The following is a 22,082-nucleotide window of genomic DNA, read 5'->3' on the forward strand; positions in this document are numbered from 1 at the left end:
CTCCAAGCGTCAGCCCGGTGGGACGCCAGCATTCGCCTTACTCGCACGCTGGCTCCAGGGCGGTTAATCGCCCGTTCGGAGAATGATCGAATCGGGACGTTCTTCAACCGAAGCGTCGAATGCCGCGGCTGCGGCATTGGCAAAAGAATGTGAGTTGCCCGTATGGATCATCCCCACGAACTTTTGCCGCGCAAGGCTCTCATCGGCAATCACGACAGGCTTTGACGCATAGCGGTTGACCGCCTCGGCGGCGACTTCAAGCGTCTCGCCATTGAAAATGAGCAGCCCCCTCTGCCATGCCGATTGACGTTCGACCTCACGCGAGTTCAACGGGCTGCGGGTCAACCGGTCGGCGTCCGCGGCAAGTTGCTCGTTAGCGCGAACGATTGTTGCCGCTCCGCCCCCTTTTCGCTGGACGCGAACCGCACCTTCCGTGACGAGGATCAGAGCCTCGCGCCCGCCATCACGCAGACCAACCGAGAAATTCGTCCCGACCGCCGTAACGCGCAAAGACGTCGTCTCGACAACAAAGGGTATGCGCTCATTGTGCGCGACGTCGAAGAATGCCTGCCCGCGCTCGAGTTCCAATCGGCGCTCGACCTTGTCGAACCGCACCGCGACCGCCGATCCGCTATCGAGAAGAAGGCGCGATCCATCCTCGAGCGTCGTCCGGTAGACGCTCTCATCGCTCGCCGCGATCCGCTGTTCGTCCGGTCCGGTCACGATACCGCCGATGCCCACGAGCAAGGCAATCGAAGCAGCGATCCCAGCCCCAAAATACAACCAGCGGCGACGCGGACTTGCGGTATGGCTGTCGGACACCGGCGCCATCTGCGGCTGGGATACCGCAACCATCCGGTCGAGCCGGCTCCAGACGGCGCGAGCGCGGACATAGGCACCCAGATGCCGGCTGCTGGCATTGAGCCAAGCCTCCATCTCGGCCTGTCGTTCCGCCGGCATATCGCCCTCTGCGGTGCGGATCGCCCACAGCCGGGCCATATCGTCGATGCTAGATTCGGTGCCGGGCATCGGCCACCTCTTCATCGCCTCGCACAGTTTCAGGGCCATCCGTCATCATATGGCGCGACAGGATGGCCATCGCTTTGGAAAGATGCTTTTCGACAGTGCTTTCCGCAATTCCCATCCGTGTCCCGACCTCACGTTGCGAGAGGCCTTCGACCTTCTTCAGCAGGAAGGCCTGCCGACATTTTTCGGGAAGCAGGGCGATCGCCTGATTGAGCCGGGCAACCTCCTGACGTGCACTGATCTGTCGATCCGCAGAAACTTCTTCAGAGTGGAGATCCAGAACTTCAATATCTCCCATCAATTCGATGGGCACGACTTTGTTTCGACGGGCGATCTGACCCACAATATTGCGGGCAGACACAAAAAGATACGCGCGCGGTTTATGGATCGCCGCGATATTGGCTTTCCAGATCTGCGCGTAGGCTTCCTGAACGATCTCGTCGATCTCGGCATGGGCCAAGCTCCGCAATCGCCGGGCAAGCCACCGCCTGAGGTCCCCCTCGTGCGGCACAATCTCGCGTGCGAACCACTCGATGCGCTGCTGATGATCCATCGCCGGTGATGTACGGCGAACTTCATTGTCACGCAAGTTGGCCTTAAAAGACGAGGCCATACGCGAGCAAGAGACGTTCAACCGCCGCATTTTCGCCTTCAACGTGAATGTCTAGCGTGCTTTGGCCGGTATGAGACGGTCCGCTTCCAGGCATAAATCGCATCAAACGGACAGGCGTCAGCCCCGCGCATTGCAGTCACCCAACAAGGCGGTAGCCCGAAGTGCAGAGATGTTGCGACAGGGCGTATCTTTTCGGCGCTGGCGCGAAGAAGACACGCCGATATCCGACTGCTAAGCGCCCTTGATCATTACATATATCACCGCTGATTTGCGTGACGGGAATCTGGCGGATTCACAGAATCAGAGTGGGGCGCACGTTGTTCAGGTCCATCTTTTCCGTCGGTGTCAGCGCCTGCCTTTTCGCGGCCTGCACCGACACCGCAGCGGGACAAGCCCAAGGCGAAGCGAAGCCAAGCGTGTCGGTTCAGCGCGGTGCGGGGCTGCCGTATGAGGTGACCGATAGCGAGGTATGGGATGTTCCCGATCCCGTCTCCGGGCGTGGCTATCAAGTTTTCGTGGCTTTGCCGCCGTCCTATCATTCGCAGCCGCAGCGACGATATCCCGTGCTCTATGTGACGGATGCCGATTACGCCTTCCCACTGCTCAAGCAGATCGGGCGGCGCCTCAATGTCGAGAGCCCAACCGTCGAAGAACATATCCTTGTGGGACTGTCCTACGCAAAGGGCGAAGGCGGGGTGGAAAGCCGCCGCCGCGATTACACCCCGACCGCGAATGGCCCCGCCGGAACGCCTGCGGGCACGGTGCACGGCGGATCGAAAGCGTATCAAGCCTATGTCCGCGATCAGGTACTCCCGTTCGTCGCGCAACGTTATCGGACAGACGAAAAGCGGCGTATCTTTCTGGGCCATTCCTATGGTTCGCTGCTGGGCATGCAAATCCTGCTGAGCGAGCCCCGCCTGTTCGATGGCTATATTCTGGGCAGTCCCTCATTCTGGTTTGATCACCACTATATGGCCGGTCAGGAGCGCGCCTATGCGGCCAAACATGACGATCTGCCAGCGCGTGTCTACATGTACATCGGCGAGTATGAAGAGATGCGGCCAGGCGATGCGCGCTTTGCCAAATCAGGTAATATGGTGACCGATACCAAGAACATGGCGCAGGCACTTTCATCTCGCGACTATCCGTCCCTCCATATGCAAATGGAGGTATTGAACGACGAAACCCACGTCAGCGTTGCCCCGCGCGGCTTTACCCATGGCCTGAAATTTATGTTACCGGCCGGTGACCTGCCCCGCATCGATATGGCGCGCGATCACTGAGAACGCCGTGGCGCGGCAACGACCGGGCATAGATCGGCAGACGACCCCACCGTCGAGGGTGGCCGGTAGAGAAATGTCACCAACCAAGCGGGATCGACAAAGAAAGCTGCCAATTAAGTTTCCTTGCCATAGACGACGCCGACAGGCAGCAGCGAAGCTACCTTGGCTTTCCGCGACACCAATACGATGGCCAAGCCGCCCATCGCCATTACGGCACCGGCGATGGACACAAGGGGATAACCAAGTCCAAGCCCGATCACCCCGCCGCCGACTGCCGCGCCGACCGCATTGCCTAGGTTGAAGGCGCCGATGTTGACGGCCGAGGCGAGGTTGGGAGCCTCCGACGCGGCCTCCATCACCCGCATCTGGAGCGGCGGGACGATGGCGAAGGTCGCGATACCCCAGGCAAAGATGGTGACCGCGGCGGCGATTGGCGAGAACATCGTGACCGCAAAGAGCAGGAGCAAGGCGGACAGTCCGGCGAGCGAGACGATCAGCGTACGGTCGATCGATCGATCAGCAAAGACCCCGCCGAGCCAGTTGCCGAGGGTGAGGCCGATCCCGTAGATCACCAGCATCGCAGTGATATAGAGCGTCCCCGCCCCTGTTGCCTCGGTCAGGATCGGCGCAATATAGGTGAAGACGGTGAACATCGCCGCCGATCCGATCGCGGTCAGCGCGAGTGCGATCAACACTTCGCGCCGCTTCAGCACGCCAAGCTCAGCGTACATGTTGCCGCCCCCGGCATGCGGAATGTCCGGCAATGCAATTCGCAGCGCGACCATGGTGATCAGACCCCAGACGGTGATCGCACCGAACGCGGTGCGCCAGCCAAACGTCTCGCCGATCCATGGCGCGAGCGGCACGCCGATGACATTTGCGAGCGTCAATCCCATGAACATCGCCGCAACCGCACTCGCGCGCTTCTCGGGCGCGACGAGGCTCGCAGCGACGACCGAACCGACCCCGAAGAAGGCGCCATGGTTGAGCGAGGTAATGACCCGCGCGACCATCAGCATCGCGTAATCGTCCGCGATCGCCGACAGGAAGTTACCAAGTGTGAAGATTGCCATCAGCGCGATCAGTAAAGTGCGCCGCTTCATCCGCGCCGTGGTCAATGTCATCAGCGGCGCGCCCGCCAGCACGCCGAGCGCATAGGCGGAAACCAGCAGCCCCGCGGCGGGGATCGAAACCCCCAATCCCTCCGCCATATCGGGGAGCAGGCCCATCGGGGCGAATTCGGTGATGCCAATGCCAAAGGCGCCGGTCGCCAGCGCCAGCAGCGGGAAATTGATCTTCATATGCCTGTTTCCTGTCGGGCGAGCCGAACGCCACAAGGCGACACCGGCTCTAATTTCACGTCCAGCGCACAGATGGTCTTCTTGTACCAATTGGTTTAGAGAGTGATTTGGTCAAACATCTGTGAGTTTAACGCAAATATGAGCCGCGATCGCATCAACCGCACCGCCGATATGGAGGTGTTCGCCACCGCGATCGAGCGCGGCAGTTTTTCCGCCGCCGCGCGCATTCTCGGGCTATCGCCCTCCGCAGTCAGCCGCACGATCTCGGGAATCGAGGCACGCTTCGGCGTCCGCCTGATCGCCCGCACGACGCGCGCGCTGGCGATGACCGCTGAGGGCGAAGCTTATTATCATGCGGCACGGCGCATCCTTGGAGACCTGGCCGAGGTTGAGCAGGCCATCGGCGAACAGGCCGCGCCGCGCGGGCGGCTTCGCATCAGCACAACATTGTCCTACGGGCGCCTCTATGTCGTGCCCCTGATTGGGGAATTCATCGACCTACACCCGGGGATCATCGTCGATATCAGCCTGACCGATACCGTAATCGACCTCGTCGAAGAGCGCGCCGACGTCGCGATCCGCATTGGCCCGTTGCCCGACAGCCCGATGATCGCGCGGCGGCTCGGCGAAAGCGACCGTGTCGTAGTGGCGTCCCTGGCCTATATCGCGCGCTACGGCGAACCGCTCGCCCCCGAGGACCTGCGGGCGCATCGGTGTCTTGGTTTCAATTTCCGCCGCCAGCAACCATGGTGGCCGTTTCGCCACGACGGACGCGATATCAGCCTGCCGATCACTCCCGCGATCGAGACCAATAATGGCGACACCGTCACCCAACTCGCGCTGGACGGCGTCGGCATCGCGCGTATCGGGCGCTTCAACGTCGCTGATGCGATCGCCGACGGGCGCCTCGTCGAGCTGCTCGCCGACTATAATCCGGGCGATGTAGAACCTTTCCACGCGCTCTTTCTCGGCGGTTCTACTTTGCCGGCGCGGGTACGGGTGTTCATCGACTTTCTCGCGGAACGCCTTGGCGGCGGCCCACGCTGAAGCACGCTCCCCTGGGACAGAATGCAGTTCGTTTTCTAAAGGCCCCCATAATGGAGCGGCTTTATCGAGAGAGCTCCCGGCGAGTGAAGCCAAGCGTTCCCATGACACTGGCGAGCTGCATTTCATGCTCGCCCTCGGCCATGGTGCGCCCAAGAATGTCGAGCACGGTGGCGGCGGCGCGGCGGGCGGCATCGACCAGCGTCACGTCGCGGGCGAGACTGGCGGTCAGAAGTCCGGTAAAAAGATCCCCCGTCCCGACCGGCACTACCGGCAGACGCGGCGACGACAGCCGGGTGCAGCTCCTGCCCTCGAAGACGATATTCTCCAGCAAGCCGGCCGGCGTATCGGCGAGCGCACAGCCGGTCACAACCACATGCGCCCCGCGCCACGCCTGGATTTTCACGACGGCCGCCTCCAGCTCGCGCCACGTCATTGGCTGGCCGCCCGCGATCAATCCGACCTCGAACTGGTTGGGGGTCAGCAGATCGGCCATCGGGACAAGTTCGTCGCGCAGGCATTCGACGACCTGATCGGCGACGAATATCCCGAGATGGGCGTCGCCCATGACGGGGTCGCAAATATAAGTGATCCCGGGGTTTATCTGCCTCGCCCGCTTGACGAAAGCGGCCACAACCTCCCCGTTGGCGCCCGAACCGAGATAGCCGGAAACGATGTAGCGGCTCGTCTCGATCAGCCCGCGTTCTTCGACCCCGCGCAGCAGATCGCCGACAAGCTCGGACTCCAGCACCCGGCCGCGCATGGTCTCGAAACCCGGATGGTTGGAGAGCAGCGTCGTCGGCACCGCCGCAACGTTCAGTCCATGCGCCTGCATCGGCAGAACGGCGGCGCTGTTGCCTACATGCCCGTGCACGACCTGGCTCTGGATGGAGATGACGGAGGTCCTCATCGGCATCGTCCGGGATTTCATTTTCCGACTCCTTCGCTGACGGTCAGAGCGGTGCGCTCGCGGCGTGGCAGACGGCCGTTCAGAACGAGCGAGGCGACGAGGCCGATCATCAGGCCCCAGAATGCCCCGCCGATGCCAAGCAGCTTGATGTTCGCGGCGGACGCGAGAAAGGTGATCAGCGCCGCCTCGCGGGACGCTGGATCGGCCATCGCCCCCGCAAGGCTCCCGCCGATCGTGCCAAGAAGCGCAAGGCCGGCCAGCATGGTGATGAAGGTCGCGGGAAACGCCATGAAGACCGCGGCCAGCGTCACGCCGAACACCCCGACGAGGACATAGAAGCAGCCCGCTGCAATGCCGGCGATCCAGCGCTTCGACGGATCTTCATGCGCCTCCTCGCCCGTTGCAATCGCCGCCGTAATGGCCGCGATGTTGAAGGCATGGGATCCGAAGGGAGCCATGATGAGCGAACCGAAGCCCGTCACCGTGATGACGGGATTGGCGCTCGTCCGGAATCCATCATTCCGCAGGACGAGCATTCCGGGCATATATTGACCGGTCAGCGTAATCAGGAACAGCGGCAGTGCGACGGAAAGCAGCGCGTTCAGCGAGAAAACCGGCATGGTGAAAACCGGCGCCGCGAATTCCAGCTTCAACCCCGACAGGTCGACGCGACCTTGCGTCAACAGAAAGGCCAGTCCGATCAGAAGGATACCGACAACGGCGTAACGGGCCGAGAAGCGCTTCAGCGCGAGGTAGGCGACGATCAGCAAGCCGGCCAGTAACGGATCGGCACTCGCGCCGCCAAAGGCCCCGATGCCGAACTGGAGCAGGATGCCGGCAAGCAGGCCCGAGGCGATGCCGGGCGGGATCAAGCGGATGATCTTCTCGAAACAGCCCGACATGCCGAGCGCGACAAAGGCGGCCGCCGAAATCATATAGGCACCGACCGCTTCGGCATAAGGCGTCGTCGCCAGCGCGGTGACGAGAAACGCCGCCGCCGGGGTGGACCAGGCCGTGATGATCGGTTCGCGATAGCGCCAGCTGAGGAACAGCCCGGTCAGCCCCACGCCGATGGAAACCGACCAGACCCACGATGCCGTGAGATCGGGGCTCAGGCCCGCGACCTTCGCCGCCTGAAAAACAAGGATGAAGGTGCCGCCATAATTGACAATGACGGAAATCAGGCCGGCCACGACGGGATGCACGACATCGCTGAAACGAAGGGGAGTTGAACCGGATGACATGATGGTGACGACACTCCTGAATTTTCTGTCGCAAGGGCAATGAGTCGCCTTGACAATTAGCCGGCCAATGGCCGGATATGCCCATCCATTTTTCAAAAGAGGTTCAGACCATTTGTTCAGGCATTCCCAACTGGAATCCGTAAAGGCATGGATGGCCCGCCCCGCCCACGCAGCGATGCCGCTTCATGCGCGAATTCAGCGGGCTATCCGGCAACTGATCGTCGACGGCGCGCTCGGGCCGGGCAAACCCCTGCCCGCCTCGCGCGCGCTTGCCAGATCGCTGGAGGTGTCGCGCGACACGGTCGAAGCGGCTTATGCCCAGCTGCATGCCGAAGGCTTCATCAACCGGCGCGTCGGCAGCGGCAGCTTCGTGGCGGAGATGACGGAGTTCGCATCAAGCCGCCAGCTTTCGCGGCGGGACACGCTCTTGCGCAACCAGGCGCCAGATCTCGGCAAGCGCGGAGCCGCCATGTTCCGCAGCGGCGGGGTACGCGAGATGCTGTCGCCAAGGCCCTTTGCCCATGGCATACCCGAAACCCGAAGCTTTCCCCTGCAGCTCTGGGAACGTCTGGAGCGGCAAGTCCGCAAAGAGGTTGGCGCACAAACTCTGCTCCACGGCGATCCGCAGGGGACCGGGCCGCTTCGCCGCGCGATCGCCGACTATGTGAATCTCGAACGCGGCGCGCGCGCCACCGCCGACCGCATATTGGTGCGGACCAGTTCGCAACAGGCCTTGTGGCTGTGTGCGAATATGCTGCTCGACCCCGGCGACCGGATATTTGTGGAAGATCCCGCCTATTATGGCGCACGCAAGGCGTTCGATGCGGCGGGCCTGGAATGCCTCCCTGTCAGGGTGGATCAACAGGGCATCGCTGTGGATCAGATCATCGCCGGGCCGCACCAGGCGAAAGCGGTTTTCCTGACGCCTTCCCACCAGTTTCCGACCGGGGTCACACTGGCGCTGGATCGCCGCATGGCGCTGATCGAATGGGCCGCGCGGCATCGGGCGTGGATTATCGAAGACGATTATGACAGCGAGTTCCACTATGCCGGCAAGCCGACGGCCTGCGTGCAAGGTCTCGATCCATATGATCGCACCATCTACATTGGCACCTTCACCAAATCGCTCTTTCCCGGACTGCGGATTGGCTATGTCGTGCTGCCGCCCCAACTCGTAAAGCCCATGACCGTCGCACGCACCCTGCTCGATGGCCATACGGCTCCCATGGCGCAACTCACGCTTGCGCGGTTTATGGAGGGCGGGCATTTCGGCGCCCATGTTCGCACCATGCGCGGTGTCTATGCTCAGCGGCTCGGCGTGCTGGCCGGCCTCATCAACAAGCATCTGTCGAATTTCGTCGAGCCGCGCATTCCCGCTGGCGGGCTGCAAATGCCCTGCGTGTTGACCTGCGACATGCCGGAACGCACGGCTGTCGACGCGGCGCGGCGTGTCGGGATCGAACTTATGGGCCTGTCGGCGCTCCACGCCGCCGGCGACGGCAAAGCCGGCTTTCTCATGGGTTTCGCAGCCTACGCGCCGCCCGAGATCGAGGTCGCCGTCAGAACGCTCGGCAATGCACTTCGAGCGATAGCGAAGCCGTAGATTGGCCCGGACACGAGCATCAACGCAATCGATCTACGCCGCAGCGAAGAGTGGCCGGTTGCGGACCGGCAGCATCTGGTTCCCAATATTGTGACGCGGACATTCGTCCAGTTCGTCTCGGTCCGACAGTCGCGGCGAGAGTTTCTGCACAACGGCTGCCGTCGACAGGAGTCTTTTGGCGCTACGGTACAGTCATCCACCGACCCGCACGCCTATCCCTGCCGTGCGACCCAAGTGTGCTCTTCCTGTCAGGAAACCAGAGATCTTCATCTGACGCCCGCCGGCTCCAATCGCGCGGGCGTCTTTTTTGTGCGCGGATCGAATAGCCTTGGGCGCATCGCGCGAAGCAGATCGTTACCGGGACTATCTCCGCTCAGAAAGCGACCAAGATGCCACGGCAGATCGACCGCATGATCGATAGCCACGAGCATCTTACAATTCCGCCGCAAGGCCCCATATTATAACCATCGCGGCACTCGTTCTTGTAGGCCGCCGCGACTGAGAGACCTGGTGCTCCCGCTTACAGGCAGGGGCCCAACAGCATGAGTTCGCACACCGATCAAGATCGGCCTTCAGCCGTGACGACGTCTACGGCCGCCAAAGGCCGATCGGGCAACTTCTTTCGCAAGAGCCGCACACCGCTGCCGCCCGGCGATGCGCGCCGCCAAGGCGACATCAGCCAGCTCGCTTTCCTCGCCATGGGCGGACGCGATCCCGCAATTGCCTTCCTGAACAGCGAGAATCCCGAGCTCGGCGGTCGTCCGCTGGCGGTCGCGACCGCGAGCCCGGAAGGTTATGAGCGCGTCGCCGCGGCGATCCGGTCATGGTCGCGCGATCCGGGGTTCGCATGAGCCGCGCAATGAACCTCGCGCTACCCGAGGCGGAGGTGAAGCGCCTCTGCCACGAACATGGCGTCAGCATCAGCGCGATCGAACCGCTCCGATCGGGCGGCACCCGGCTCATTTGCACGACAGGCGCCGGCGCGGAGGAGATGCGCCTCAGGCTTCGCGGGCATGTGATCGACGGCGAAGTGACACGGCATCGTTTCTATCGCCCGCCGACTCCGAACGAACAGGCTCGATAAGCAGAACAAACGAGAAGAACCCGAGCCCATTATTCTCCGATCGATCGCTGATATATTATAATCCAGAGCATGATTCTCCCACATCTTTTCCAGTAGGAAACTTCGGTATCGATGTAGAAAATCAAGTAATTCCTTGACTTTTATATATCGTCAGTTCATACGCGTCTTGCTAACGTCGCCTGCGACGGAATTTTGAAGCCCCTCGCGGGGTCTATTTCTTCCCTTCTCACGCTTCCAGCTCTGCCGGTGCTTTTGCCGGCGGGTACCCTGTTTTCGTGAAAGGAAACAATCATGCCGATCGGCAACGTCAAATTCTTCAATTCCGACAAGGGCTATGGCTTCATCGCGAATGCGGATGGTTCGGGCGACAGCTTCGTCCATATCTCCGCGGTCGAGCGCGCCGGTATGGCGACCCTTAACAAAGACCAGCGCGTCAGTTACGAGCTCGAGACCGGCCGCGACGGCAAGGTTTCGGCCGTGAGCCTCGAAGCGGCCTGACGTTTCGGATGGCCAAGCAGGATGTCCTCACGCTTGAGGACATGATCGACGAGATCCTGCCCCACGGGCGCTGCCGCGTCGAACCCAAAATGGCCATCGGTTGATCGCCTATTCGGCGGACCGGATGCGGCGTTTCGTATCCGGTCCGTTGTGTGCGACGCCGTGCGCGTCGAAATGACGCCCTATGCCTGACCAAGGGCCGCATCGCCTATTGCGATCGCGCCCCGGACAGTCCGGGCGCCGCGAGCAAAGCGGCGCTGACATCTAATCCAAGAAGATCAATATGTTTCAGAATAGCAGTATTTTCCCCAGCCTCTCGGCACTTCCGCTCGCCGGAAAGCCGATGCAGCCCAGCCAACGAGCCCGTTCATCGACGCTCTCGCGGCGCGAACTCAGACGCCTCATCGCCGATATGATCGATTGATCGAAAGGATAGCAGCATGGCCGCAACAGCAACGAGTGAGCATTATCGTGAGCAGGCCGAACGCTGCGAGGCCGATGCAGAGGCGTCCGACCTGATGGAGGTGCGCGACCGTAACCTTCGCTCGGCGGCCGCCTGGCATGCCATGGCAAGCCGGCAACAGAAGTCCGAGGCAGTTCGCGCCGAAAAGGACCGGATTGCCGACGCAGCGAGAGCCCAGTGCCTCGCCTGAGCAGAGCCATCCACTCCCCGGACCAAATAAGGAAAACGCCATGGATATGAACCAGCTTTTCTACCACCACCAGATTGCGCTGATGGAAGCCGGCAGCGCGCGCCAGACTGGCCTCGCCACCCCCCATTTCGACCTCGCGCGTCACTATGCGAGACGCATCAACCGATTCCGCGAAGGTCGCGGCCTGATACCGAACTTCCTCGGCTACAGTGTTGCGGAAGGATCGGTTGCGGCCTGATCGATTGTCGCGCCAGCAATCTTAAAGGCGATCCTCGTGACAATAGATGCTATAGTGAAGGCATGACCAAAGGCCGCGAAAGAGTAACCCGCGCGCTTGGCGAGATGCAGACAATTCCGCCCCACGCAGCGATAGATGGTAAACCGTTTTGGCAGGATTATTTGCCCAAGGCCTAGGCGGCGATCATCGCTCTGCGAGAACCCGACATGGCAATGCTCGACGCCATGACAGGCGTGGCTGGCCAGGTTGGCTAAGGGGACCTCGGCCCGATCTACCGAGCCATGATAAACGCCGCGATGTGTGGAATATCGCCGGTTGCGGGCGACCGAGCTGGGCTCCGCATTTAAGGCGGCCGGCAACGGTTCGACAAGCAACTGTGAAGACCTATCTTCGGCCGGGGTCCCCACGACATGGGCGCATATCAATTAATGCGTATCGGCAGAATCTCGGCGCGAGGCGCGTCCAGTAGGCGCTCTATTGCCGCCATAAGCAGGCGCGCTGTATACGGTTTCGACAAGAATGCATCTGCCGGACCGGCTTCGTCTGCCAGAAGATGCCCCGAACATTCGATCACCGGGCGGCCGGGAGACAGAGCTTTCGAGCGCCGCACGAGCTCGAGCCCGTCAATTCCGCCGGGCATGCGAACATCGGTGACCATGAGATCGACAGCGTCTTCGGATTGCAGGATCGAGAGAGCTTCTTCGCCGTCCCCGGCTTCCAGGATGATATAGCCGGCCTCGCGCAAGGCTTCACCCATGATGAATTGAATGAGTGGCTCGTCTTCGACCATCAGAATGATATGATTGCCCAACGCGGCTTCCCTGCTGAACGCCGGGACCAAGCGAAGCCAAATAGCCTCACACTCCGCCAGCCTCTGTCTTGCCTTCTCAACGCCGGCCGAAGTCGCTGGTTCCAAAGAGATAGATTGGCCCTAGCAGCAATCGTTGCGACATTATCGTCGCGCCAGGATCCGGAGTTCTCACGACAGGATCGTTCGCCGGCACCGTCGCGGAACATCCGGTAAGGCGCCGCGTTGTTCCTCCGTACCGACGATAGGAGAAACTTTATGAATAGCGATACGCTGAAAGGCAATTGGGAACAGGTCAAGGGTCACGTCCAGAAGAAGTGGGGCGAGCTGACCGACGACGAACTCGACGAGATCAACGGAAATCGCAAAATCCTTGCCGGCAAGATACAGGAGCGCTACGGACGCGCCCGCGACGAAGCCGAGCGTGAAATCGACGAATTCGAAACCAGCTACTGACCGCACAAGTCGGGACGAAGCCCGCGCAGGATCTGCGCGGGCTTTTCTGCGCCGGTTTGCGCACTTCTGCTCGGGCGGGTTTCCCAGGGCCCCTGCATGACGGGCAGGTTTCGATTTTCCAGGGAACCCTGCGGTTGCTTCTGGGTTCGATCTCAGGAAAACGGACAATGCTTATCGTAGGTCCGCTTTGCCGCGAGAGCATCGTCCTTCATTGTCCTTCATTTCGGCATCGACAGCCTTCCTCCCCAGTAATCGAGGATGCCAAGGATGTTGGTGAAGACTGTCAAAGCGGAACGGGCGCAAGACATCACGCAACTTGGCAGCAATACATCTGGCACCAGACATTCGGTTGCGCGAGCGCACGCAACAAGCTGTCAATCGTCATCAAACCTGGGGCATTACGCTAACACATCATCGACCGGCACGGCGCGCCGGGCGGCTTGCGAAGCCCAGGGGCGTATCGCACTGCGGCGCGGTTCGATGTCCAAGATGCGAGGAGTGCGTGTTCAACCTCGAGCTCGAGGCTCGGGTGACGCGCCAAGTGGAAGAGGTAAAACGAGGAAATTGCTCGCACATGATCGTGCCTCCCTCCTTGTTGCCATTCCTTTCTCATGTGGCGGTCACGGTAGGGATGTTAGCAAATGTAGCCGGAGATTCGGAAAAACCGTCTGTGCTGTCAGCGTCCGGAACCACTCGACTAGCTCCGCGCCAATCTGGCCCACTACCAACCTGGAGGACGGCAGAAACATCACGGTGACCAACCGCTGATCAGTTGCGACATCATGCTTGTCGACTTGCGAGCTGTCCCATTTGAACGGAAAACTAGAAAAAGCAGGTAGCGCGAGAACATTCCAGTCGACATGCCTTACCAATCTCTGCCAACGGGCTTGGCATGTGTAACCCAATGTCAAACATATATAATTTGGGGACGCTCGGTGGAGGAAAAGAACGAGCCTATGATACGGGAGAACTGGTGAAGGGCCAGAAACCCTGTTCCGTCCTTAAGCCGGTTTGCGGGTATCAGACGTAAGCCACGATGTAATCAAACTCCTTATCCCCTGGCATCGCCAACGTCGCCGATGTGACCTGGACAAAGATTCTGGGGATTTTGTGATTCGAATCAACGGGGAATTGAGAATGAGTGTTTACAAGATTGAAATCAGTACCAGCACGTCCGCGATCAGTCGGAAGGTGGCGCTGAGCCTGGGCGTAGCCCTGTTCGCGCTTGCGTCCGGTGGCCAAGCTGTCGCCGCCCCGGTAAATCCCGTATGGGAAGGAAATGTGAGCGACGATTGGACCGACGGCGGCAACTGGTCCGGCGGTGCCGCACCTTCGCTGACTATTCCCGCTGCAATTGTGGCACCTTCAGCGTCCGATCCGGCACCCGTGATCGACGGCACTGTGGGCGAAGCCAATATGCTGTTTCTGGGGTCGATGGATCACGCGGACCTGACCATCCGAAACGGTGGCCAGCTGAACGCAAATAATATTGTCGTGGGCAACAGCACCAACAATGCTGCCCTGCCCGGTATCCGCGATGAAAGCGGCGCGATCCTTCTTACCGGCACAGGGTCCGGCCTTTCGGTTGGCGGCCTGACAGTCGGTTATTATGGTGACGGCACGCTGAATATTACCGACGGCGCCACCGCGACTGTAAGCGCCACGACGAGCGTCGGTTTGATCGAAGGCACGAAAGGAACGGTCACCGTTTCCGGCGCCGGCAGTCTCTTGGAGGGAGGAGGCTTGTACGTTGGTGGTAGCGGCGAAGGTGAGTTCAACATGTCCGCTGGCGCCTCGGCGCAGACAACCTCTTCGGCCCTCGGCATAAATGCCGGTTCGAACGGCGTCGCTGTCATTGCGGGTCAGGACACCAGCTGGACTGTAACGGGCAGTCTGTCGGTCGGCAGCGGCAGCACCGGCGACATGACCATAAGTGACGGTGCCGCAGTTTCTGCGACCGGGGACATCAGCATCGGCCGTCAGTTGTCGGGATCTGGAACCTTGACGGTTTCAGGAGAAAACAGCCAGCTGACGACCGCGACCAATCTTTTTGTCGGATTTAGCGGCGAGGGCGACGCGACCATCAGAGATGGCGCGACCATGAGCGCCGACAAGGTCATTGTGGGCTTCGATACGGAAAGTTCGGGCACATTGGTGGTCGATGGCGCGAACAGCCTCGTCAGGGGCACCTCCTACGTCATGGTCGGCTACACCAATGATGGTGAGGCAACCATCTCCAACGGCGGCACGTTGAAAGCGGACGGCGCCCGCGGGGTTACCATTGCCTTCCAGACCGGTTCGACCGGCACGTTGAACATTGGCGCGGCGGCTGGAGAAAGCGCGGCAGCTGCTGGGCATATCGATGCCGCCAGCGGGATCAAATTCGGCGCCGGGTCGGGACGACTCGTCCTCAACCATACCGACACCGACTATGTCCTTGCCGGGCCCATTTCGGGCATCGGCGCGGTTGATGTCCTGTCGGGAACGACAATTTTCAGCGGCGACAGCAGCCTGTTCTCGGGCAGTTTCACTGTGGATGGCGGCAAGGCTGTTCTGGCCGGGGCGACCGGCGCTGCCAGCACCAACATCAAGGCCGGCGGCGTGTTGCAGATCGGCAATGGCGGGACCAGCGGTTCGCTCAACAGCGATATCGTGAACGATGGCGCGCTGGTCTTCAATCGCTCCGATGCGTTGCTCCACAACCGGGTCATCAGCGGCAGCGGCGGCCTGACCGTTTCCGGCGGGACGATCACGCTGAGCGGCATGAACACATTTACTGGCGCGACCAACATTGAAGCCGGGGCGACGCTCGCCCTGAGCGGACAAGGCCGCATCAACCAGTCGAGCGGCGTGACCGTCAACGGAACATTCGATGTCCGGGCGTCGAGTTCGGCGCAGATCAGGGATCTGGACGGAAATGGGACCGTCATCGTCGGCAGTGCCGGGTTGAATGTGAAAAATGCTTCGCAGACCTTCGCCGGCCAGATCACCGGCACCGGCGGCCTGATGGTCGAAGGCGGCACGCTGACGCTGACCGGAGCCAGCAGCTTCGAGAACGGCCTTGGCATCAGCAATGGCGCGACCGTCAAGATCGGCGCGGGCGGCACTACCGGTTCGATCACGTCAAACGTCACCAACTTTGGCACCCTCGTCTTCGATCGCTCGGATGACATCAGCTATGCCGGGCAGATTTCCGGCCAGGGCACGGTCATCAAGACCGGCGCTAACACCGCGACCTTTACCGGTGCCATCAGCGGCACGCAGCTGAACGTGGCAGAAGGCACTGCGGTGCTTCTGGGCACGATCAACAGCAATGCCAATATTGCCGACCAGGCCACATTGGTGTTCGCACGCCCCACAACCACCACATATCGGGGCGTCCTCAGCGGCACAGGTTCAGTTGTAAAATCGGGCGCCGGAACTACGATTTTCTCGGGTAACAGCAGCGGCTTTGGGGGCGATACGACCATCGAGGACGGCACGATGCTGCTCACCGGTTCGCTGGGCGGCGCCGTGCTGATCGACACGGCCGGCACACTTCAGGTCGGCGACGGGGTCAGGGACGGCAACCTGCTTGCCGGCGCCGTAAACAACGGCACGCTGATTTTCAGCCAGATCGGCGACTATGACTATACCGGCGCCCTTGCCGGCAACGGCAATCTGATCAAGCGGGGCACTGGCACGCTGCTGCTCTCGGGCGACTATAGCTACACCGGTTCGACGGTGGTCGAGGGCGGGGTCGTTCGCCTGACCTCGCAACTTGATACCGACTCCGACCTTGTCCTGAATGGCGGCGTGTTCGATCTCGGCGGGCGCGACCAGCAGGTGGCAGGCCTGAACGGCACCGGCGGCACGCTGGCGCTGGGAACCGGCGAACTGACGGTGATTCAGAATGAAAACAGCAGCTTTGCAGGCGAGATCACCGGAACGGGCGGCTTCATCAAGGGGGGATCGGGCTCGCTGAACCTGACCGGGACGAGCAGCTTCACCGGACAGGTGGATGTCAACGACGGTCGCCTGGCCGTCAACGGCACATTGCCGGGCCAAATCGCGGTGAACAACGGCGGCACGCTGGGCGGCACTGGCACCACGGGCACGCTGGTCGTGAACAATGGCGGGACGTTGGCGCCGGGCAATTCGGTCGGCACCCTCAATGTGGCCGGCAATGTGCAGTTCAACGCAGGCTCCGTCTTCGAGGTCGAAGTGGACGCTGCCGGTAACGGCGACCGGGTCAATGCGAGCGGTGCAGCGACCATCAATGGCGGTATGGTTTCGGTAATCGCGGCGGCTGGCGCGTATCGCTGGACCAGCGACTATGTGATCCTGACCGCCGCAGGCGGGGTGACGGGCACTTTTGCTGGCCTCGATGTCGATCTGCCGTTCCTGACCCCTTATCTGGGCTATGGTGCCAATGCGGTAACATTGACGCTGGTTCGCAATGACCGCAGCTTCGCCAGCGTGGCGGGTTCCGTTAATCAGCGTGCGGTTGCTGTCGCGCTGGACGGAGCTGTCCGGAATGGCGCCCTTTATCGTGCGGTTGCCGGACAGGCTGACGCAGCCGGCGCAGCGCAGGCGTTTGATGCTCTCTCTGGCGAGCTTTGGGAAACCACGAGCACGTTCATGGTGGATGGCACCCGGCGCCTTGGCGAAATGGTGATCGGCCGCATGGACCAGGCCGACACGATCAGCCATGCGCTGTCGAATGCCCGCAATGCCGCCCGGCAGACGGACGGCGGGCGCACCGGCATCTGGGGACAGGCGCTGGGAAGCTGGAACACGGCGAAGAGCGACGGCAATGCCGCCGCCGCGACGCAGAACAGCTTCGGTTTCATCACCGGTATCGATACCATGCTGGGCGACTGGCGGGTTGGTGTGGCGTTCAACCATGGCGAAGATAAGGTACAGATCGATGATCTGGGCAGCCGCGCGACGGTCACGGGATCGGCCATCGCGGCCTATGTCGGTGGCGGATGGGGCAAGCTGCGCGCGCGCGTCGGCGGCTCCTATGGCTGGCAGGACGTGAAGGGCGAGCGCAACATCTCGTTCCCGGGCGTCTCCGAACAGGTCTCCGGCGAATATAACGGCAAGAGCGCCTCTGCGTTCGCGGAGCTGAGCTATGCGGCCACGCTGGGCAAGCTGATGGTCGAGCCCTTCGCTGGAGCGAACCATGTCCGTCTCAAGACCGACGGCTTCGACGAAACCGGCGGTGCACTGACCGCACTCACGGTGGGCAGCCACAAGCGCGATGTAACCTACACCACGCTAGGCCTGCGACTTGGCGCCGTGCTGCCCGTTTCGGAACAGGCGGTAATCACGCCGCGTGTCTCAGCAGCATGGTTGCGCGGTTTTGGTGATGTAGCCGCCGAAGGGCGTCACAAGCTCGCCACGGGTGAGAGCTTCTCCATCGAAGGCATGCCCGCGACGCGCAACGCGCTGCGTCTGGAGGCCGGCCTGCAGGCGAACATACTGCCCGGCGGTTCGCTTGGCGTTTCCTACGTCGGAAATATGGCCGACCGCTGGAGCGATCACGGCCTGAAGCTGGGCTTTTCCTATAGCTTCTGACCGAAGAAGGTCGGGCGACCGGTCATGAAAGAAGGGCTGCTGCGATGCGCGGCGGCCCTTTTTCGTCCGGCATACAAGCCGGTGCACCGATCGCGGATCAATGGCAATTTGGTCGCCGATCCGCGAGCGCTCTTCTCGTTATTGACCGGCGGTATGTAGAAGCTGATGTGATCCGACGAACGAAAACGCGAGCAGCTCGACGTCGCATCTGAGAGGACGGCATTGGTCACTGCTTTGCAGCTTTGTATATCCAACCACTACTCATTAGGATTTGTGGCCGTTTGGAAACGGCCCGCTCTCAAGCTGAAAAGCTCGATTTGCGGACGCAACACAAGATCCCTAGCACAGTAGATCCCTGCCCAGCGCGCAGCTGGTTCCGCCTGTCAGCAGTCGCTTGCCCGTCTGCCGCCTCCCGGTCGCGTCCGACAACCGAAATGGCGGCGACCGTATGTCGAGGACGCGGGCTCCCTTCCCTCGGCTATACTTTTCAACAGCGCGTCATCTGAAGGGATCATGCGCGCCGCTAGCAGAGGCATGGCGCGGGTTCACAACGGGCAGGCCGAGCGAGGCGGCCCCGCCATCGCACTCATGCTCGGCTAGCCATAGTCCTGGTGCCCAATCGTGCAATCTGCGGCCGGAGCCGTATGCTTTATTCAGATCGGCCCAGGGAGCAGATATCGAGCGTATCGAGACGAGCCGTTGCCGGTGGCGACGTCACACAGGCGCATGACACACGGCTTCCACATTATTGCCATCAGGATCCAGGACGAACGCAGCATAATAATTGGGATGATAGTGAGCGCGAATGCCGGGCGGGCCATTATCTTGTCCGCCAGCCGCCATGGCTGCATTGTAGAAGGCATCGATTTCGTCACGCAAAGATGCCGAGAAGGCAATATGCAGGCCCGCGCTACCGGGTTTTCCATTGCCAATCCAAAAGCACGGCTTACCTGCCGCGCCATAACCTATACCATGGTATCCACCCGTTTCTTCGGGCGTGACTTCCATGGCCTGGGCTATGCCCAAGGGCGCCAGCGCCGCATCATAGAAACGCTTCGACGTTCCCAGGTCGGCAACGCCCATTCCCATATGGTCGATCAAATCCATTCTCCCTTCCCCGCGACAGCGCGACGCGGACCGCCACTATCTGCTCTGCCAGCCCGATTATCCCCACCGAAAACCGCCGTAGTTGCACCAGCCCTTTTTGAAGTGGCAGGGACATTTGAATTGGTACCCCGCCAGATCCCAAACGAGCCCTATTCCTTCTCCATTAACGACAAGTTTAACCGGCGGTTGCGCGGGCGGAAGAAATTCGGTTGCGGCGTATGAAGGGTAGCCGGAGCGCAAATGATGTGGCTGACGCGGCGACCATCCGATGCACATTCAACAAATGAAGTTGGTCGATCTCGGACCGTAGGCTTGCGGGTTCAGGCCGCGGGAAAGCCGCCGTTAAATACAGTCCCGGCCAAGCGAAGGCACAGAACTTCGTATGGGAGGCGCGACTAACGCACGCCGAGGCAGGTCGGCCTCTCTCCGGTGGAAGAGCGGAAAAATCACGACCCGATCGATCACCCGCCAACGTAGAGACATAGCGGGAATCGTGCAAACGCGCTGTCAGCCGAGCTTCAGCCCATTCAGAAGAACCCGCGCGCTATAATGCTGGCGCGCGCAAAGATTGACCATGTTCCAATCACTATCGCCCTCATCGCCTTTCGGCACGCGTCGCAGCCGACCGAACGCTTGCGACATTCACTGGCAAGTGACAAATTGCGGCGCTTGGCTGCAGTCGAACTCCTGGACTTTGTCGTTGCAATGGTGGGTGCGATTGACCGAACCGGACTGATTAATGACATCAAAAAATTAAGATGGGTCGGACCGTGCTATTCAAGCTTTTGCCTGATCGCTACTTGCGACCTCTTGCCTTCAGAGGGAAGCATAACCTCGGCGGCGCGGCTTTTGTCGACGATGTCGGACGCCTCTCGTTAGATCGGCGAGGTGTCGATGCGCTTTGGCAACGCTGCAACCCGGATCATTGTTCAACATCTGTCAGCCGGGCCTGGAAACTATGACCGACATTCCGCCACCCGGCCCCATAGGCTGGTTCGACCGGCTGCATGCGTGGATGGATGGACGTCCGGTCCGGCGGGCGATGGTGGCCATTACAGCCTTCCTTGTCGGCTGGACCTTGCTGTTCGGTGGATGGATTGCGGTCGCGATGCTGCGCGGATCGACTGAACGCAATGCCGGCGCGGTTGCATTGCTGTATGTCATTATGCCGTTTCTGGCAGTCATTCTGCTAGTTGTGATCCATCGCATGACCTATCGCCGGTTCTGGAATGATGATCGCAAAAACGCCCGCGGCGATCGTCAGACCGCCATGGCCCCGCCGCCCGGCGGTAAGCTATTTCCACCCGCACCGCGGATCGACTGGCCGTTGAGCCTGAGATTGCGACATGGACTTTTTTATCTGCTCGCCGTTGCAGGTTTGCTCTTCAGCTTCATGCGCTATGAGCATCAGGTCGCCATTTCCCATTTCATGGTAGGAATCGGTTCCGGATCCGCGACGAGGCGACAATTGACAGGGCTGCTGTTCGGCTATCTCCCGACGATCCTGTTTACGCTGCTCGCCGTGGCGCTCATCCACCGCCAGCAACGCCGCCGCGATGCCGGTCTGCTGGATGCGCGCGAGCAAATATTGCTTCGGGCCGAGATGAACTGGCTCTTCTCGTTCGGTGTCGCGCTCGCCAGCGTTATCCTGTTCAGTCAGGTTTTTGGAAATATGATCATCACCCGGCTTTGAAGGCGACAGGATATCCGGCAACGACGGAAATCACATCAGGCGGAGCCACAGCAGCGCTGGTCTCATGCTCGGTTTTCGGGGATCGGTGCGCCTTGCGCGGCTTGCAGCACGCAGAAGCTTTTCAGAACGCTTTCGCACGCAAGCAAGTTGGGGGGCATAAGATAGCAGACTTGGTCACCGTGCCGATGATGACTGAACGAAGATATTTATTCATGTTGCTCATGTCGGTATCGGCGATCAAGTGTCTGCTCGAAAAGCGGTTTGTCGAGCCGTGCGAACCGGCCAAATCCGGCTGGAAAGGGAATGATATGAAAAGGCTCGGGCTTTTGCTCGCATCCGGCGCCGCGATTGCCCTCTACGCCGCCGCGACTAACAGCCAGGCCGACGATGGGCAGGCTGCAGCAGGTGCCGAGGCCTCCGCAGCCGACGCTCAGGTCACTACAAATCCAGCGCCCGAAATCGAGAGCTTCGGTAAAACGCAATTCGTCTTGAGCGGCGATCCGGTCATTCCGCCGCGGGATTATTCCAAAAATGCCCAAGATCCACGCGAGGAGGCGCATGGCCCCATCGAAACGGGCCGCGTCTACGATATTCTTTTTGGAGGTATCGAAGGCGGAAGGATGCAGTTTGACGTTCGTGGTTATGCAGCCGCAGATCCGGAGCGACCGGCAAGCAGCCAGCGTTTCAGCTTTCCGGTCGATCAAACGGTGATCGAATTGCGCGATATCACCATCGAAATAGATGCTGTCGAGGCCGGCAGTTTGACATTTCGGGTCCGGAAAAACTGAGCGGAACAGGCAAAAGGCCAGACTCCTTTTCCTGCAAATTGCCTCGGTCGGCGAGCGTCCATTGCGCTTTGGGAGAGGTATTGACGAAGATAATGCCGCTCAGAACGCGCCGGTCATCAACACCCGCGCGGTCATGGCTCTTCGGAAAATAGGGCTGAAGACGCACCTTTT

Annotated in this window: 19 protein-coding genes; 12 read left to right on the plus strand and 7 right to left on the minus strand. The window is 60.9% G+C overall.

Annotated elements, in window-relative coordinates; all coding sequences use genetic code 11:
* Positions 1–63: 63 nt before the first annotated feature.
* Both ACSYDV_RS18355 and ACSYDV_RS18360 read right to left on the minus strand, forming a co-directional pair.
* A complete protein-coding gene (locus tag ACSYDV_RS18355) occupies positions 64–1,029 on the minus strand; it encodes a FecR family protein (RefSeq protein ID WP_438325268.1) in 966 nt (321 codons plus the stop codon).
* On the minus strand, positions 1,010–1,615 hold the full coding sequence (locus ACSYDV_RS18360) for an RNA polymerase sigma factor (RefSeq protein ID WP_438325269.1): 606 nt from the start codon (positions 1,613–1,615) through the stop codon (positions 1,010–1,012). The genes ACSYDV_RS18355 and ACSYDV_RS18360 overlap by 20 nt, the downstream gene beginning before the upstream one ends.
* 296 nt (positions 1,616–1,911) lie before the next feature.
* On the opposite strand from ACSYDV_RS18360, the gene ACSYDV_RS18365 reads away from it, so the two are divergent.
* The gene (locus tag ACSYDV_RS18365) at positions 1,912–2,922 is read left to right on the plus strand and encodes an alpha/beta hydrolase (RefSeq protein WP_438325270.1); all 1,011 of its coding nucleotides are present in this window, start codon (positions 1,912–1,914) and stop codon (positions 2,920–2,922) included.
* 113 nt (positions 2,923–3,035) lie between these two features.
* On the opposite strand, the gene ACSYDV_RS18370 is transcribed toward ACSYDV_RS18365, so the two are convergent.
* Positions 3,036–4,223, minus strand: coding sequence for an MFS transporter (locus ACSYDV_RS18370; protein WP_438325271.1), 1,188 nt, complete (start codon positions 4,221–4,223; stop codon positions 3,036–3,038).
* 138 nt (positions 4,224–4,361) lie between these two features.
* Here ACSYDV_RS18370 and ACSYDV_RS18375 point away from each other — a divergent pair, with 138 nt between their 5' ends.
* Positions 4,362–5,270 carry a LysR family transcriptional regulator gene (locus ACSYDV_RS18375; RefSeq protein ID WP_438325272.1) on the plus strand — a complete coding sequence of 303 codons (909 nt, stop codon included), beginning with the start codon at positions 4,362–4,364 and terminating at the stop codon, positions 5,268–5,270.
* 61 nt (positions 5,271–5,331) lie between these two features.
* On the opposite strand, the gene pdxY is transcribed toward ACSYDV_RS18375, so the two are convergent.
* On the minus strand, positions 5,332–6,198 hold the full coding sequence (pdxY, locus tag ACSYDV_RS18380) for a pyridoxal kinase (protein ID WP_438325273.1): 867 nt from the start codon (positions 6,196–6,198) through the stop codon (positions 5,332–5,334).
* Complete coding sequence (locus ACSYDV_RS18385) at positions 6,195–7,421, minus strand: benzoate/H(+) symporter BenE family transporter (protein WP_438325274.1); 1,227 nt, start codon at positions 7,419–7,421, stop codon at positions 6,195–6,197. The genes pdxY and ACSYDV_RS18385 overlap by 4 nt, the downstream gene beginning before the upstream one ends.
* A 151-nt stretch (positions 7,422–7,572) precedes the next feature.
* Between ACSYDV_RS18385 and pdxR the strand changes: the two genes are divergently transcribed.
* The 6 genes from pdxR to ACSYDV_RS18415 all read left to right on the plus strand — a co-directional run bounded on the left by pdxR (position 7,573) and on the right by ACSYDV_RS18415 (position 11,497).
* Positions 7,573–9,024, plus strand: coding sequence for a MocR-like pyridoxine biosynthesis transcription factor PdxR (gene pdxR / locus ACSYDV_RS18390; RefSeq protein ID WP_438325275.1), 1,452 nt, complete (start codon positions 7,573–7,575; stop codon positions 9,022–9,024).
* A gap of 578 nt (positions 9,025–9,602) precedes the next feature.
* Positions 9,603–9,875, plus strand: coding sequence for a hypothetical protein (locus ACSYDV_RS18395; RefSeq protein ID WP_438325276.1), 273 nt, complete (start codon positions 9,603–9,605; stop codon positions 9,873–9,875).
* The gene (locus ACSYDV_RS18400) at positions 9,872–10,108 is read left to right on the plus strand and encodes a hypothetical protein (RefSeq protein ID WP_438325277.1); all 237 of its coding nucleotides are present in this window, start codon (positions 9,872–9,874) and stop codon (positions 10,106–10,108) included. Before ACSYDV_RS18395 ends, ACSYDV_RS18400 begins: the two co-directional genes overlap by 4 nt.
* A 291-nt stretch (positions 10,109–10,399) precedes the next feature.
* Complete coding sequence (locus ACSYDV_RS18405) at positions 10,400–10,606, plus strand: cold-shock protein (RefSeq protein WP_438325278.1); 207 nt, start codon at positions 10,400–10,402, stop codon at positions 10,604–10,606.
* 440 nt (positions 10,607–11,046) lie between these two features.
* Complete coding sequence (locus ACSYDV_RS18410; RefSeq protein ID WP_438325279.1) at positions 11,047–11,259, plus strand: hypothetical protein; 213 nt, start codon at positions 11,047–11,049, stop codon at positions 11,257–11,259.
* A 40-nt stretch (positions 11,260–11,299) separates the two neighbouring features.
* Positions 11,300–11,497 (plus strand): hypothetical protein, encoded by a 198-nt coding sequence (locus tag ACSYDV_RS18415; RefSeq protein WP_438325280.1) that lies wholly within the window; start codon positions 11,300–11,302, stop codon positions 11,495–11,497.
* A gap of 421 nt (positions 11,498–11,918) precedes the next feature.
* Here ACSYDV_RS18415 and ACSYDV_RS18420 read toward each other — a convergent pair whose 3' ends face one another.
* Positions 11,919–12,308 (minus strand): response regulator, encoded by a 390-nt coding sequence (locus tag ACSYDV_RS18420; RefSeq protein WP_438325281.1) that lies wholly within the window; start codon positions 12,306–12,308, stop codon positions 11,919–11,921.
* 255 nt (positions 12,309–12,563) lie between these two features.
* Here ACSYDV_RS18420 and ACSYDV_RS18425 point away from each other — a divergent pair, with 255 nt between their 5' ends.
* Positions 12,564–12,761, plus strand: coding sequence for a CsbD family protein (locus tag ACSYDV_RS18425; RefSeq protein WP_438325282.1), 198 nt, complete (start codon positions 12,564–12,566; stop codon positions 12,759–12,761).
* Between the two features lie 1,281 nt (positions 12,762–14,042).
* Positions 14,043–18,323 (plus strand): autotransporter outer membrane beta-barrel domain-containing protein, encoded by a 4,281-nt coding sequence (locus tag ACSYDV_RS18430; RefSeq protein WP_438325283.1) that lies wholly within the window; start codon positions 14,043–14,045, stop codon positions 18,321–18,323.
* Positions 18,324–19,037: 714 nt separating this feature from the next.
* Here the strand turns inward: ACSYDV_RS18430 and ACSYDV_RS18435 are convergent.
* A complete protein-coding gene (locus ACSYDV_RS18435; RefSeq protein ID WP_438325284.1) occupies positions 19,038–19,430 on the minus strand; it encodes a VOC family protein in 393 nt (130 codons plus the stop codon).
* Between the two features lie 958 nt (positions 19,431–20,388).
* Here ACSYDV_RS18435 and ACSYDV_RS18440 point away from each other — a divergent pair.
* Positions 20,389–21,123: a hypothetical protein gene (locus tag ACSYDV_RS18440; protein WP_438325285.1), complete on the plus strand. Its 735-nt coding sequence runs from the start codon at positions 20,389–20,391 to the stop codon at positions 21,121–21,123.
* A 170-nt stretch (positions 21,124–21,293) separates the two neighbouring features.
* Positions 21,294–21,911 carry a hypothetical protein gene (locus ACSYDV_RS18445; protein WP_438325286.1) on the plus strand — a complete coding sequence of 206 codons (618 nt, stop codon included), beginning with the start codon at positions 21,294–21,296 and terminating at the stop codon, positions 21,909–21,911.
* The last annotated feature ends 171 nt before the right edge of the window (positions 21,912–22,082 follow it).

Source organism: Sphingopyxis selenitireducens, from assembly GCF_051550705.1.
In the GTDB taxonomy this organism is placed as follows: Bacteria; Pseudomonadota; Alphaproteobacteria; order Sphingomonadales; family Sphingomonadaceae; genus Sphingopyxis.

Excerpts from the sequence above, each read along its gene's own strand:
- ACSYDV_RS18355 (WP_438325268.1), bottom strand. The coding sequence starts at position 1,029 with ATGCCCGGCACCGAATCTAGCATCGACGATATGGCCCGGCTGTGGGCG.
- pdxY (WP_438325273.1), bottom strand. The coding sequence starts at position 6,198 with ATGAAATCCCGGACGATGCCGATGAGGACCTCCGTCATCTCCATCCAG.
- ACSYDV_RS18410 (WP_438325279.1), top strand. The coding sequence starts at position 11,047 with ATGGCCGCAACAGCAACGAGTGAGCATTATCGTGAGCAGGCCGAACGC.
- ACSYDV_RS18425 (WP_438325282.1), top strand. The coding sequence starts at position 12,564 with ATGAATAGCGATACGCTGAAAGGCAATTGGGAACAGGTCAAGGGTCAC.
- ACSYDV_RS18435 (WP_438325284.1), bottom strand. The coding sequence starts at position 19,430 with ATGGATTTGATCGACCATATGGGAATGGGCGTTGCCGACCTGGGAACG.
- ACSYDV_RS18400 (WP_438325277.1), top strand. The coding sequence starts at position 9,872 with ATGAGCCGCGCAATGAACCTCGCGCTACCCGAGGCGGAGGTGAAGCGC.
- ACSYDV_RS18405 (WP_438325278.1), top strand. The coding sequence starts at position 10,400 with ATGCCGATCGGCAACGTCAAATTCTTCAATTCCGACAAGGGCTATGGC.
- ACSYDV_RS18385 (WP_438325274.1), bottom strand. The coding sequence starts at position 7,421 with ATGTCATCCGGTTCAACTCCCCTTCGTTTCAGCGATGTCGTGCATCCC.
- ACSYDV_RS18375 (WP_438325272.1), top strand. The coding sequence starts at position 4,362 with ATGAGCCGCGATCGCATCAACCGCACCGCCGATATGGAGGTGTTCGCC.
- pdxR (WP_438325275.1), top strand. The coding sequence starts at position 7,573 with ATGGCCCGCCCCGCCCACGCAGCGATGCCGCTTCATGCGCGAATTCAG.
- ACSYDV_RS18370 (WP_438325271.1), bottom strand. The coding sequence starts at position 4,223 with ATGAAGATCAATTTCCCGCTGCTGGCGCTGGCGACCGGCGCCTTTGGC.
- ACSYDV_RS18440 (WP_438325285.1), top strand. The coding sequence starts at position 20,389 with ATGACCGACATTCCGCCACCCGGCCCCATAGGCTGGTTCGACCGGCTG.
- ACSYDV_RS18415 (WP_438325280.1), top strand. The coding sequence starts at position 11,300 with ATGGATATGAACCAGCTTTTCTACCACCACCAGATTGCGCTGATGGAA.